Origin of the sequence: Janthinobacterium sp. GW458P (genome assembly GCF_002127585.1) — a bacterium.
GTDB lineage: Bacteria > Pseudomonadota > Gammaproteobacteria > Burkholderiales > Burkholderiaceae_D > Janthinobacterium.
Genome location: NZ_NEGZ01000017.1, coordinates 1 through 11,867, shown reverse-complemented (window position 1 = coordinate 11,867; position 11,867 = coordinate 1). Strand labels below are relative to the sequence as shown.

Here is an 11,867-nt window from a genome sequence, read left to right as displayed (position 1 = left end):
CGTGTTGTCAGTATCCGACTCTTTTCCCAGGGCTAAGCTGAAGTTTCTGTTGTACAACGCACAGATTGCTGGACAAAAAGCGAGGATAAGGTAACACTAAGATCAGACACCGAGCGCATGTCCTGATCAATACCCGGCAGTTTCAACTCACGTTACCGAGATATTTATCATGAAGACCTCGTATTTTGCGCTTGCTGTGATAGGGATGGGGCCACTCGCGCTGGGCGCAGCGGCCCAGGCCGCCGATGGCGCGGGCAGCGCCGCATCCAGTAACATTGCCGTGTATGGCGTGCTCGATGCGGGCATCGTGGCCGAACGGGGCTGTGCCGCCAATTGCGCCGCCACCAGGGTCTCGGGCGGCGTCGCGTCTGGCTCGCGCCTGGGCGTGCAGGGCCGCGAAGCGCTGGGCAACGACGTCTCCGCCGTGTTTACGCTGGAAGCGGGCATCCAGAACGACACGGGCCAGTCGGAAGACGGGCGCCTGTTCGGCCGCCAGGCCTACGTGGGCCTGGACAGCCGCCTGGGCGCGCTGACCCTGGGCCGCCAGTACAACCTGCAATACCTGGCCCTTACCGACGTGGCCGACCCGTTCAAGGGCGGCATGGCCGGCAGCGCCGGCAACCTGGCCGGCTACAGCGTGAAACGCTACGACAATACCGTCAAATATGTGACGCCCGCCTTGCGCGGCGTGACGGCCAGCGCCATCTACAGTTTCGGCGAGTCGCCCTACAGCAGCGCCAACAACCGCGCATATGGCGCCACCCTCGGCTATTCGGCCGGCGCCGTGAACGTGAGCGTGTCGCACCAGCGCAAGAACAATTTCATCCTCGCTTCCGGCACCTTGCCCGCCATCGACATGTCTTCCCGCAACACCCTGATCGCGGCGAATGTCGACCTGAAAGTGGCCACCGCCTTTGCCGCCGTGGGCGTCAACAAGGGCTATGGCAGTTCGCCGTGGGACCCCAGCAATGCCTACAGTTCGCTGGCCCTGTCGATGTCGTCCTCGGACAGCCGCGACACCCTGCTGGGCGTGTCCGTGCCCGCGGGCGGCTTCAAGCTGCTGGCGTCCTGGGTGCACAAGGATGACCGCGACCTGGCCAACCGCGACGCCACGCAGGTGGCCGTCGGCCTCACGTATTCGCTGTCAAGGCGCAGCGATTTCTATGCGTCCTACGCGAAAATCCACAACAAGAACGGCGCCCGCTACACGGTGGGCAACGCCAGCGACGCCGGACGCGGCGATGCGGCATTCAACCTGGGCTTCCGTCACGGTTTCTGACCGGCCGCGGCGGATGGGGCAGGGCAGCTTGCCCCCAGCCATTTGCCGTTGCTCGTCACATTCACCTGTTCCGGCGCGCCGCGCGCGCTGGTCGTCACCGCCAGCTGCATGCTGAAAGCCTGGTCGCCCGTAAACATCACCTTGCCTTCGCCGCTCGATTTCGGGTTCGCGCAGCTGAACGACACTTGCATGCCACCGGCGATGTCCTTGTTCCTTGAGGTGCAATCGCCGGGCTGGCCCGTGGGAATCTGCTTGCGCGCGGCCATCTCCGGCGTCACGCAGGCCGTCACGCGCACGGCGCCGTCGGCGCCCACGCTGGGCATGGCCATGCCGCGGCTGGCGGCCATGCTTTCGAGCTGCTTGCGTTGATCGGGGGGAAGGTTGCCCAGTTGCTGCAACACCATGGACATGGCGTTGTCGGTGGCGGCGTCGGGCGAGGCCATCTTGCTGTCGACTTGCCACAGGCCGGGCTTGATGGTGGTCGACGGCGTGGCGGCCTGGGCGCCGGCCTGGGCGCCCAAGGCGGCGCAAGCGAGCAGGGTCAGGCGTAGCAGGGGTGATTTCATCTTGGCGTCTCCGGAAAAGGCAGACCCCAGCATACGGCATGGCAAGCGCGGCACGCTTGCCATTGTGTTACAAACTGTGATCGGGCTCGATGCGGCGCACGTCCACGCAGGCGATGCGGCGCTCGTCGGCCTCGACGATTTCATAGCGCAGATCGCCAAGTTCCAGCACTTCGCCCACGGCCGGCATGTTTTCAAAGTGCGCCAGCAGGAAGCCGGCCAGCGAGTTGTACTCGCCGTCTTCGCTGACGAGCGATGCCGTCTCGAACACCTGCTCCAGGTAATGCAGGTCCGTGGCGCCGTCGATGCGCCAGTGGCCGGGGCCCAGCACTTCCACGTCGGGCTGCTCGTCCTCGTCGGGGAATTCGCCGGCGATGGCTTCGAGGATGTCGATCGGCGTGAGCACGCCCTGCACCGTGCCGAACTCGTCGACCACCAGGACCAGCTGGCCGCGCGAGCGTTTCAGGGTTTCCATGGCTTTCAGCACGCCGGCCGCTTCCGGCACGACGATGGCTTCGCGCATGCTGGCCGGGTCGATTTTGCCGTGCGAGACGAGATCCTCGATCAGGTCCTTGCTGCGGGCGATGCCGACCACGTTGTCGAGGTCGTCATTGCACACAGGAATCATGCTGTGCGGCGTATCGCGCAGCAATTTGAGCATCTTTTCGCTGCTGTCGTTCAGGTTCACCCACGAGACGTCGCCGCGCGGCGTCATGACGGAGCGGATCGAGCGTTCGGCCAGGGTCAGCACGCCGCTGACCATGTTGCGCTCTTCCACGCCGAAGGCGGAGACGTCGGGCAGCTCCTTGACTTCGTGCTCCTCGGCCGCCTCGCGGCCCTTGCGCCCGCCCAGCAGGCTCAATACGGCTTGCGCCGTGCGGTCGCGCAGCGGGGCGTTCGACTGCAGCTTGAGGATGTTGCGGCGCGCCAGCTGGTTGAAGAACTCGATGACGATGGAGAAGCCGATGGCCGCGTACAGATAACCTTTCGGGATGTGGAAGCCGAGGCCTTCGGCCACCAGGGACAGGCCGATCATCAGTAAAAAGCTCAGGCACAGCACGACGACGGTGGGGTGGGCGTTGACGAAGCGCGTCAGCACTTTCGAGGCCAGCATCATGACGACGATGGAAATGACGACGGCGGCCATCATCACGTACAGGTTTTCCACCATGCCGACGGCCGTGATGACGGCGTCGAGCGAGAAGACGGCGTCGAGCACGACGATCTGCGCCACCACCAGGCCGAAGCCGGCGTAGACTTTCGGGCCCGTCTGGGCGTGCGTGACGCCTTCGAGGCGTTCGTGCAGCTCGGTGGTGGCCTTGAACAGCAGGAACAGGCCGCCGACGAGCAGGATCAGGTCCCGCCCCGAGAACGAGAAGGTCCAGATGGCAAACAAGGGCGTGGTCAGGGTGACCAGCCAGGAAATCAGCGACAACAGGCCCAGGCGCATGACGAGGGCCAGCGTCAGGCCCAGCACGCGCGCCTTGTCGCGCTGGTGCGGCGGCAGCTTTTCGGCCAGGATGGCGATGAAGATCAGGTTGTCGATACCCAGTACGATTTCCAGTACGACCAGCGTCAGCAGGCCGACCCAGATTGTCGGGTCAAATAACCATTCCATGTGTGTAACCTTGTAAAGTTAAATCAAAATAAAGCTTGCCTAGAGGCAACCTGCCCCAGGCCTGAATGCGATGCGTGCGGCGCTATCCGTGGCGGACGCGCGGCGGCCGGGTGGCCGTCCGCACGTCCGCTTCGGCAAGTGCACCCGGTCCCGCTTGCCAAATGATGGCGCAAAACGGCGCCTCCAGGCGCGGGTTCGGGTACGGCGTGACGGGGTCGTTGTCGCACTCTTCCAAGGCGCAGCTGTCGCCGGGCAGGCCCGCATGGGCGCTGGCGTCGTGGCCATGCATGTCGGAGGCGGGCGTGGCGAAGACGCCGGCCGCAATTGCTTGCTGGAATGGGGAAGGGCTGGCGTAGGCCATGCTGGCAAACGCCTGGGGCAAAGCGATGAAAACAAAAAGGCAGAGCAGGACGAGAGCTCGTCTCATATACAGGCAGATAGTTCTGGAACCGTGGAGTATAACACGCGCATATAACCGCTCCATGACAGGTACTTGCGTAACTGATAAGTATGCCGTAAATTGCGAGAGCAATCATTTCCCTGGGCGGCGAAGACGCAGCGCGGGTCCATGGCAATTTTTGCGCCCGTATCGTATTGCGCTTGCGCATCTTTAAACGTAGTGTTACCAGGAATCCGCCTTGAAACCAATTACTGCCCTCCTGCTTGCCGCCGGCATCCTGTCGCCTTCGCTGGCATTCGCCGCCACCCCCGTGGAAGCGGCCCCGACCCAGAAAACCGGCAAGCTCGCCGCCGCCGTCAAAGTCACCTCCGTCGAAGGCATTACCGAATACCGGCTGGCCAACGGCTTGCGCGTGCTGCTGTTCCCGGACGCCAGCAAGCCTACGCTCACCACCAACATCGTCTACCTGGTCGGCTCGCGCCATGAAAACTATGGCGAAACGGGCATGGCCCACTTGCTCGAGCACCTGCTGTTCAAGCCCAGCGCCAACTTCGGCGTCAGGAAGGGCACGAAAACCCCGGTCGAGATCCTGAACTCGACGGGCGCGCAGTTCAACGGCACCACCTGGTACGACCGCACCAATTACTACGCCACCTTCCCCGCCAACGACGACAACCTGCGCCAGATGCTGGCGATGGAAGCGGACCGCATGGTCAACGCGGCCATCGACCAGAACGACCTGTGGAACCCGAAGACGCAGAAGGGCGAGATGACGGTCGTGCGCAACGAGTTCGAGATGGGCGAGAGCGACCCGATCGGCGTAACCAGCGAACGCATCCAGGCCATCGCCTATGACTGGCACAACTACGGCAAGTCGACCATCGGCGCCCGTTCCGACATCGAGCAGGTCAACATTCCCCGCCTGCGCGCGTTTTATCATAAATATTATCAGCCTGATAATGCCGTGCTGATGGTGGCGGGCCGCTTCGATGAAGCCAAGGTCTTGAAGCAGATCAATGATTTGTTCGGCAAGATCCCGAAACCGACGCGCGTGATCGAACCGACTTATACGGCTGAACCCGTGCAGGATGGCGAACGCGCCGTGACGGTGCGCCGCAGCGGCGGCACGCAGTTCGTCGGCGCCGGCTACCACGTGGCGCCGTCCGGCAACCCGGACGCCGTCGCCATCGAGGTGCTCGGCCATGTGCTGACGGACGCGCCCGCCGGCCGCCTGCACAAGGCGCTGGTGGAAACCAAGCTGGCCAGCAAGATCGAATACAACTCGGTGAGCAACCTGGAACCGGGCTACAACCTGTTCGGCGCGCTCGTGCCCGTCGATGGCAACCTGGACGCGGCGCAAGCGGCCATGCTGAAAGTGCTGGAAGAGCTGAAATCGCAGCCGATCACGGATGCGGAAGTGGCGCGCGTCAAGCAACAGCTGAACAAGCAGGTGGAACTGATCACCTCGAACACGGCGCGCATGACGATCGCCCTGACGGAGTCGCTGGCGGCCGGCGACTGGCGCCTGTTCTTCCTGCAGCGCGACCAGCTCGACAAGCTGACGACGGCGCAGGTGCAGGCGGCGGCCGAGAAATACCTGAAGAGCTCGAACCGCACCCTGGGCCGTTTCATCCCCACCGATGCGCCGGACCGCACCGTCGTGCCGGCCTACGCCGACGTGGCGCCGCAGCTGGCCGGCTACACGGGCCGCGCCGTCGTGGCGCAGGGCGAAGCGTTCGACCCGAGCCCGGACAATATCGAGGCGCGCACCCAGCGCTTCACCTTGCCGAACGGCTTGAAAGGCGCCTTGCTGCCGAAGAAAACCAAGGGCGGCAACGTCAGCGTCGTGTTGAAATTGCAGATCGGCAGCGAAGACAGTCTGCGCGGCAAGGGGCAAGTGGGCAGCTACACGGCCAATCTGCTGTCGCGCGGCACGGATAAACTGTCGCGCCAGGAAGTGAAGGACAAGTTCGACCAGCTGGGCATGCAAGTGGCCATCTCGGGCGGCGCCGAAGGCGTGACCGCCATGCTGACGGGCAAGCGCGAGAACTTGCCGGCCGCCATGGACCTGCTGGCGCAAGTGCTGCAAAAGCCGGCCCTGAACGAGACGGAATTCCTGGAATTGCAGCGCGAGCGCGTGGGCCGCGCCGAGCAGGAATTGCCTGAGCCGCAGCCGCTGGCCGTGAACGCCTTCCGCCGCCTGCTCGACGCCACGCCGGAAGGCCATGTGCGCCACGTGGCCACCCTGCCGGCCGAGCTGGCGCAATGGAAAGCCATCAAGGTTTCCGATGTGAAAGCCTTCCATGGCGCCTACTATGGCGCGTCGAACGCCACCTTTGCCGCCGTGGGCGACTTCGACCCGGCCGCGCTGAAGGCGCAAGTGGCCAGCCTGTACGGCAGCTGGAAGGCGCAGCAGCCGTATGTGCGCATTCCCGACGCCGTCAAGCCCGTCAGTGGCGAGAAAGTCACGCTGGAAACACCGGACAAGGCCAACAGCGTGCTGTTCGCCATCCAGCCGATTCCCCTCAAGGATGACGCCGCCAGCTATCCGGCCTTGCTGATGGCCAACCACATGCTCGGCGGCGGCGCCTTGCGCAGCCGCCTGGCCGACCGCATCCGCCAGAAGGAAGGCCTGTCGTACGGCGTCGGCTCGCAAGTGTCCGTGCCGTCGCGCGAGCCGGCCGGCTACTGGATGGCCTACGCCATCAGCGCGCCGCAAAACACCGTCAAGGTGGAAGCGGCCCTGCGCGAGGAAATCGCCAAGGCGCTGGCCGACGGCTTCACGCAGGAGGAACTGGCCGAAGCGAAGAAGGGCTGGCTGCAATCGCAGGAAGTGGGCCGCACGCAGGACAGCGGCCTGGCGCGCGAACTGGCCGGCTACCTTGCCGAAGAGCGCACCATGGCCTATGACAAGGACCTGGAAGCGAAGGTATCCGCCCTGACCCTGGCGCAAGTGAACCAGGCCTTGCGCGAGCACCTGAAGCCAGCGGCCGTGTCGGTGGTGACGGCGGGCGATTTTGCCAAGGTGGCCAAGGAAGGCGGCGCCAAGGCGGGCACGGCCAGGTAAAGCGCCGCGCATGAAGAAATAGCCGGCACTCCGCATGCCCCCGGCAAGCTGGACGCCAGCTTGCCGGGGGCAATGCCAGCACGGGCCGGCCGCTGTCGATGGCGAGAGGGCAGGCTTCGTCGAAGACTGTCCTGGTGGCCTCCCTGGAACGCCACGCCGCGGAGGCGAAATGATCTCCCTGCATGGTCCTGCATCCGCGCGCTGTCAATACATGGCGGATAAGCTTGCCAAACGCACCTCCCGGCAAAAAATGCGCGCAGTGATCGCCTCGCGGCGATCGCCCGCAGAACTGGCCGCGGCCCCGCAGGCGCTGTGCCCCACGGCTGACGCACATCCATGCTGTTGATTTTTTTACAAATTACTGAACCGTACCGAGGATTGTCAATGTTACTGTCTCTGCCAGAGGTATTGCGCACGCCAAGGCTCACCTTGCGCAAGCCGCGCACATCCGACAGCGCCGTTATTTTTGATGCGTATGCTCAAGATACTGACGTCGTCCGCTATATGGTCTGGCGGCCGCACCGCGCCATCGCCGACACGGAAGCCTTTATTGCATATTGCATACAGGAATGGGATAGCGGGCGTAGCCGTCCCTACGTCCTGGCCCGTCAGGGCAAGGAGGACCAGGCTATCGGCATGCTGGAAGCCAGCTTGCATGATCACATGATCGATATCGGATACGTTTTGCAACGCAAGGATTGGGGCGCCGGTTTCATGTCCGAGGCCGTCCATGCCGTGAGCGAGGCCGCGCTGGCGCTGCCGCACTGTTTTCGCGTCCAGGCAAGCTGTGATACAGAAAATCGTGCCTCGGCGCGCACCCTGGAAAAGGCCGGGTTTGTGCTTGAAGGAAAGCTTGCGCGACACTTGGTCCTGCCAAATCTTGCCGAGGAACCCAGACAATGCCTGCTGTACGCCCGCTGCAGGTAAACTGCCGGCCAGACGGGCGCCGGGCCCGGACGGGACTTCTCCGCCTCCGCAGGCGTCCATGTCCCGCGCATCAAGGCGGCGTCACGCCCAAATGACAAGGGCCGGGTTCTGTCGGATACAGAGCCCGGCCCTGAACCGCATGGTGTCAGTTCATCTTGGCGGAAGTTTAGCGTGGCGCCAATTCCGCTACATAGATTTCCACGCGGCGATTGCGTGCGCGTCCCGATGCATCCGCGTTCGAGGCGATCGGCTCGCGGGCGCCGCGGCCTTCCGTGACGACGCGGGTGGGCGAGACGCCGCGCATGGACAGGTAGTCGCGCGTGTGGGCCGCGCGTTCCACCGACAGCGGTTCATTGATGGAATCGCTGCCCGTGCTGTCCGTGTGGCCGATGATGCTGACCGTGGTGTTCGGGTTTTCATTCAGGGTGGCGGCAAAGCGGTCGAGGATGGGGCGGAAGTTGCCCTTGATGTCGGCGCGGTTGGTGTCGAAGGAAATATCGCTGGGGATTTCCATTTTCAGGCGGTTGTCGGCCGTTTGCGACACTTGCACGCCCGTGCCTTGCGTGGCTTGCTCCATCGCGCGCTTCTGGTTTTCCATGCGGTTCGACCAGATATTGCCGACCACGGCACCCGCGGCCGCGCCCAGCAGGGCGCCGCCGGCCGTGCGGCCGCTGCTGCCGCCGCCGGTGGTGCCGCCGATCAGGGCGCCCAGGCCCGCGCCGATGCCCGCGCCCGTGGCCGTGCCGCGTTGCGTTGCGGACATATCCGCGCAGCCGGTGGCGGCCAGCGCGAGGACCAGCATGCCGATCAGGGATTTGGCGCCAGCGCCGTTTTTGAATGCTTTCATGGATTTTCTCCTTGTTTTGTTATTGGGACCTACCCAGAACTACCCGCACACGTTACTGCAAAATGGGCCGGCTTGCCAGCGCACGCAAAAAGGCGGCGCCCGTTTGCACGTGCACCGCCCGGCCTGTGCTGACGCTTGCGGGCTAGAGCCCGCGTCCGCTAATCAGGCGCAACAGGATCATGATCACGGCCACGACGAGCAGGATGTGAATGAAGCCGCCGATGGTATAGGATGTTACCAGGCCCAGCAGCCAAAGAATGATGAGTACTACTGCGATTGTGTAGAGCATGATGTGTCCTCCGTGAGTAGTGTGTGGATGGCGGCGCGGGCCTGTTTCCGGCTTGCAAGCAGGTAGCGGGCGGCGCTGCCATCGTTGTTTTGTCATTCGCGTTGCCCTGCATATCGCGCAACGTTGATGCCATGACTTATTGTCTACTTTGTTTCTGAAACTATCTGTACGCTGCCGTACACAAGCCTTATTTAGCCAGCTTATTTGCCGCGCCGCTGTCGCGCGCCAGCGCCGGGCCGGCATCCATGCCCGGCAGCCAGGCCAGCATGCCGGCCATGCCGACGGCGCCCGCCAGGCAGCTGAGCATGCCGCCGGTGAGCAGCAGCATGACGCCGAACACGGGCGCGCTGCCGGCCGCGGGCGCCAGGTCCAGCGCGCAAAAGCCCAGCGCGGTAGCGAGCATGCCGCCGCCGATAAAACCCAGCCAGATCCTGTTGCTGCCTGTCTTGTCGTGATTCATCGCATCTCCTTGAAGTGAGCACGGTTGAGATTTCCTGAGTGCATCATCTCGCGTCATGGGCAACTCATCTGTACGCCAACGAACATTGTCAAAAAGAAAACGCCCGGACGGGCCGGGCGTGTGTTTGTTTTGCAACTTGCGCTGGCGGCAAGGCCGCCGTGCCACGCTTAACCGAGCGCGCGCAAGCCGCCGTTGACGACGCGCACGCGGTCGCCCTGGCGCCAGTTCGGCGCGGCGCTCTGGTGCACGGTGCGCGTCTTGCCGTTATCGAGGCGCACGACGATGTTGTAGCTGCGCGTGGCGCGCACGCTGCCCTCGATCTGGTTGCCGGCCACGGCGCCGCCAACGGCGCCCAGCACGGTGGCCAGCTGCCTGCCGTGGCCGCCGCCGACCTGGTTGCCCAGCAAGCCGCCGACGACGGCCCCGCCGGCCGCGCCGACGCCGCTGCCTTCGGCGCGCGTATTGACTTCATGGATGGCTTCGATCACGCCGCAGTTGCTGCACACCTGCGGCGCCGGCGCGGCAGCATATTGCTGTGGCTGTGGCTGTGGCTGTGGCTGGCGCGCGGGAGCGGGCTGCTGCATGGGCTGTGGCTGCTGCGCCTGCTGCGGCAGGGCCGCCAGCGGCTGCATGGCGGCCGCCTGGTTCGGCTGGTTCGCCTGCAGGCTGGCCATCTGTTCGGCCGAGGTGCTCGCCGGCAGCGGCTGCGTGTCGCCCTGCGAGGCGGGCAGCCAGCCCATCAGGGCGGCCGTGCCGACGCCGCAGAACAGCAGGACGGCGACGGCGGCGGCCAGGACCAGCGGGTGGAGGGATTTGGTGGTGGTAGTCATGGAATGCTCCTTGGTTTTTTAAAATAATGAATCCGGTACTGCGTGTGTTCGGGCTGGCCAGGCCGGTATCGCAAGCCGGTGCAGTCAGTGTGCTGCGCCGCGTCCCGCGCTTCCGTGCGTCACCGTACATACAGGACCGGTGCCGCGCCGTACGCTAGGTAAAAATTATGTCGAGTTGTAACGACGACCAGGAAAAGGCAATGCCATCAATGACCGCCAGCTTGAACCTGTCCCGCGACACGGGCCGTACCGGCTTGAGCACGCCTGCCGCCAGCAACCGCTTGCTGGCCAGCCTGCCCGAGCCTGACCTGCGGCACCTGTCGGCGCTGTTCCACACCGTCACGGTCGAGGTGGGCGACGTGCTGTACGAACCTGGCCAGGCCATCGACTACATCTATTTTCCCGGCGACTGCCTGATTTCGCTGCTGGCCGTGGCGGAAGGCCGCATGACGCTCGAGGTGGGTTCCGTCGGCCGCGAAGGCGTGCTGGGCGCCTCCGTCGCGCTCGGGCATGACCTGGCGCAAGTGCGTGCCGTGGTGCAACGTTCCGGCACGGCCAGCCGCATCGCGCGGGCCGACTTCTGCGCCGAATTCGTCCGCCTCGATTCCCTGCAGCGCCTGCTGTACCGCTACACCGACACCCTGCTGGCGCAAGCCATCCAGATTGCCGTGTGCAGCCGCTTTCACGTGCTCGAAGCGCGCCTGGCCCGTTCGCTGCTGATCACGCGCGACCGCCTGCAGTCGGAAAAATTCCACCTGACCCACGAATTCCTCGCCCATACGCTGGGCGTGCGGCGGGTCGGCGTGACCAAGGCGGCCAGTGCGCTGCAACAGCAAAAACTCATCAGCTACAGTCGCGGCAACATCGAGATCCTCGATTCGGCGGGCCTGGAAGCCGTGTCCTGCCGCTGCTACGAACTGGTCAAGGATGCCGGCCCCATCGGCATGGCCAACGTCTTCGTCTAATTTCTTGAGAGTAATTTTTCAATAGCGGCAACGGCAGCCGGACGCAAAAAAGCGGGGCAGGCGCCTGCGCGCCCGCCCCGCTTTTCCGCCGGCCGGTTACTTCGGCTTGACCTGGTTGCCGATCACGCCGCCGACGGCGGCGCCGCCGACTGCGCCGACGGCGCTGCCGCCCGTCAGCACGGAGCCGGCAACGGCGCCGACACCGGCGCCGATGGCCGTGTTTTTATCCTGGTTGGACATGTTGGCGCAGGCGGTCAGGCTCAGCAGCAAGGTGGCGACGGAAGCGGTGGCGGCGAGTTTTTTGATGGTTTGCATGATAAATCTCCTATGAATTCGGACCTCGTGGCGCCGGCATGGTATGCGCGGGAAGGTCGTTCGTATCGCCACGTCTCGGGTGTTTCAGGCACGATCACAGAATAGAATTGTGGCAAGGCAGGGTCTGTTCGGCAACGCACATAGGGGTGTAACAATTGTAAAAGCGCCCAGCTGCCGCACCCATCAGCGGCTTTTGCGCGGCGTCTTGCCCGGTTTCGGCGCCACCGGCTGCGCGCGCGCGCGGGCCAGCAGCGCGGTGCATTCGCTGTCGTTGCCGGGGCCGGTGTTGACCAGCGGCAGCAGCGCC

At 64.5% G+C, this 11,867-nt stretch carries 12 protein-coding genes; 4 read left to right on the top strand and 8 right to left on the bottom strand.

Annotated features, from left to right (window positions below; translation table 11 throughout):
- The first annotated feature begins 205 nt into the window (after positions 1 to 205).
- Positions 206 to 1,279 (top strand): porin, encoded by a 1,074-nt coding sequence (locus tag CBW50_RS12135; protein WP_319017216.1) that lies wholly within the window; start codon positions 206 to 208, stop codon positions 1,277 to 1,279.
- Here the strand turns inward: CBW50_RS12135 and CBW50_RS12130 are convergent.
- The 3 genes from CBW50_RS12130 to CBW50_RS12120 all read right to left on the bottom strand — a co-directional run bounded on the left by CBW50_RS12130 (position 1,267) and on the right by CBW50_RS12120 (position 3,821).
- Complete coding sequence (locus tag CBW50_RS12130) at positions 1,267 to 1,845, bottom strand: DUF3617 domain-containing protein (RefSeq protein WP_086145849.1); 579 nt, start codon at positions 1,843 to 1,845, stop codon at positions 1,267 to 1,269. The genes CBW50_RS12135 and CBW50_RS12130 overlap by 13 nt on opposite strands.
- Before the next feature lie 67 nt (positions 1,846 to 1,912).
- Complete coding sequence (locus tag CBW50_RS12125) at positions 1,913 to 3,460, bottom strand: TerC family protein (protein ID WP_086145791.1); 1,548 nt, start codon at positions 3,458 to 3,460, stop codon at positions 1,913 to 1,915.
- Positions 3,461 to 3,542: 82 nt separating this feature from the next.
- Positions 3,543 to 3,821 carry a hypothetical protein gene (locus tag CBW50_RS12120; RefSeq protein WP_086145790.1) on the bottom strand — a complete coding sequence of 93 codons (279 nt, stop codon included), beginning with the start codon at positions 3,819 to 3,821 and terminating at the stop codon, positions 3,543 to 3,545.
- Positions 3,822 to 4,098: 277 nt separating this feature from the next.
- Here CBW50_RS12120 and CBW50_RS12115 point away from each other — a divergent pair, with 277 nt between their 5' ends.
- Both CBW50_RS12115 and CBW50_RS12110 read left to right on the top strand, forming a co-directional pair.
- Positions 4,099 to 6,927: a pitrilysin family protein gene (locus CBW50_RS12115; protein WP_086145789.1), complete on the top strand. Its 2,829-nt coding sequence runs from the start codon at positions 4,099 to 4,101 to the stop codon at positions 6,925 to 6,927.
- 384 nt (positions 6,928 to 7,311) lie between these two features.
- Positions 7,312 to 7,854 carry a GNAT family N-acetyltransferase gene (locus tag CBW50_RS12110; RefSeq protein ID WP_172404747.1) on the top strand — a complete coding sequence of 181 codons (543 nt, stop codon included), beginning with the start codon at positions 7,312 to 7,314 and terminating at the stop codon, positions 7,852 to 7,854.
- A 166-nt stretch (positions 7,855 to 8,020) separates the two neighbouring features.
- Here the strand turns inward: CBW50_RS12110 and CBW50_RS12105 are convergent, their stop codons facing one another.
- The 4 genes from CBW50_RS12105 to CBW50_RS12095 form a co-directional block, all read right to left on the bottom strand.
- Positions 8,021 to 8,701 (bottom strand): OmpA family protein, encoded by a 681-nt coding sequence (locus tag CBW50_RS12105; RefSeq protein WP_086145787.1) that lies wholly within the window; start codon positions 8,699 to 8,701, stop codon positions 8,021 to 8,023.
- A gap of 142 nt (positions 8,702 to 8,843) precedes the next feature.
- On the bottom strand, positions 8,844 to 8,990 hold the full coding sequence (locus CBW50_RS28825) for a lmo0937 family membrane protein (RefSeq protein WP_121670992.1): 147 nt from the start codon (positions 8,988 to 8,990) through the stop codon (positions 8,844 to 8,846).
- A 187-nt stretch (positions 8,991 to 9,177) separates the two neighbouring features.
- On the bottom strand, positions 9,178 to 9,450 hold the full coding sequence (locus CBW50_RS12100) for a hypothetical protein (RefSeq protein ID WP_086145786.1): 273 nt from the start codon (positions 9,448 to 9,450) through the stop codon (positions 9,178 to 9,180).
- A 167-nt stretch (positions 9,451 to 9,617) separates the two neighbouring features.
- The gene (locus CBW50_RS12095; RefSeq protein ID WP_086145785.1) at positions 9,618 to 10,280 is read right to left on the bottom strand and encodes a glycine zipper 2TM domain-containing protein; all 663 of its coding nucleotides are present in this window, start codon (positions 10,278 to 10,280) and stop codon (positions 9,618 to 9,620) included.
- Between the two features lie 200 nt (positions 10,281 to 10,480).
- On the opposite strand from CBW50_RS12095, the gene CBW50_RS12090 reads away from it, so the two are divergent.
- Positions 10,481 to 11,245, top strand: a complete 765-nt coding sequence (locus tag CBW50_RS12090; protein ID WP_086145784.1) for a Crp/Fnr family transcriptional regulator — start codon at positions 10,481 to 10,483, stop codon at positions 11,243 to 11,245.
- A gap of 96 nt (positions 11,246 to 11,341) precedes the next feature.
- Here the strand turns inward: CBW50_RS12090 and CBW50_RS12085 are convergent, their stop codons facing one another.
- The gene (locus CBW50_RS12085) at positions 11,342 to 11,560 is read right to left on the bottom strand and encodes an osmotically-inducible lipoprotein OsmB (protein ID WP_086145783.1); all 219 of its coding nucleotides are present in this window, start codon (positions 11,558 to 11,560) and stop codon (positions 11,342 to 11,344) included.
- Positions 11,561 to 11,867 lie beyond the last annotated feature (307 nt).

Bases quoted from the DNA above. Each gene is read 5' to 3' on its own strand.
- CBW50_RS12085 (WP_086145783.1), bottom strand. From the start codon at position 11,560: ATGCAAACCATCAAAAAACTCGCCGCCACCGCTTCCGTCGCCACCTTG.
- CBW50_RS12120 (WP_086145790.1), bottom strand. From the start codon at position 3,821: ATGGCCTACGCCAGCCCTTCCCCATTCCAGCAAGCAATTGCGGCCGGC.
- CBW50_RS12090 (WP_086145784.1), top strand. From the start codon at position 10,481: ATGCCATCAATGACCGCCAGCTTGAACCTGTCCCGCGACACGGGCCGT.
- CBW50_RS12100 (WP_086145786.1), bottom strand. From the start codon at position 9,450: ATGAATCACGACAAGACAGGCAGCAACAGGATCTGGCTGGGTTTTATC.
- CBW50_RS12130 (WP_086145849.1), bottom strand. From the start codon at position 1,845: ATGAAATCACCCCTGCTACGCCTGACCCTGCTCGCTTGCGCCGCCTTG.
- CBW50_RS12095 (WP_086145785.1), bottom strand. From the start codon at position 10,280: ATGACTACCACCACCAAATCCCTCCACCCGCTGGTCCTGGCCGCCGCC.
- CBW50_RS12135 (WP_319017216.1), top strand. From the start codon at position 206: ATGGGGCCACTCGCGCTGGGCGCAGCGGCCCAGGCCGCCGATGGCGCG.
- CBW50_RS12110 (WP_172404747.1), top strand. From the start codon at position 7,312: ATGTTACTGTCTCTGCCAGAGGTATTGCGCACGCCAAGGCTCACCTTG.
- CBW50_RS28825 (WP_121670992.1), bottom strand. From the start codon at position 8,990: ATGCTCTACACAATCGCAGTAGTACTCATCATTCTTTGGCTGCTGGGC.
- CBW50_RS12125 (WP_086145791.1), bottom strand. From the start codon at position 3,460: ATGGAATGGTTATTTGACCCGACAATCTGGGTCGGCCTGCTGACGCTG.
- CBW50_RS12105 (WP_086145787.1), bottom strand. From the start codon at position 8,701: ATGAAAGCATTCAAAAACGGCGCTGGCGCCAAATCCCTGATCGGCATG.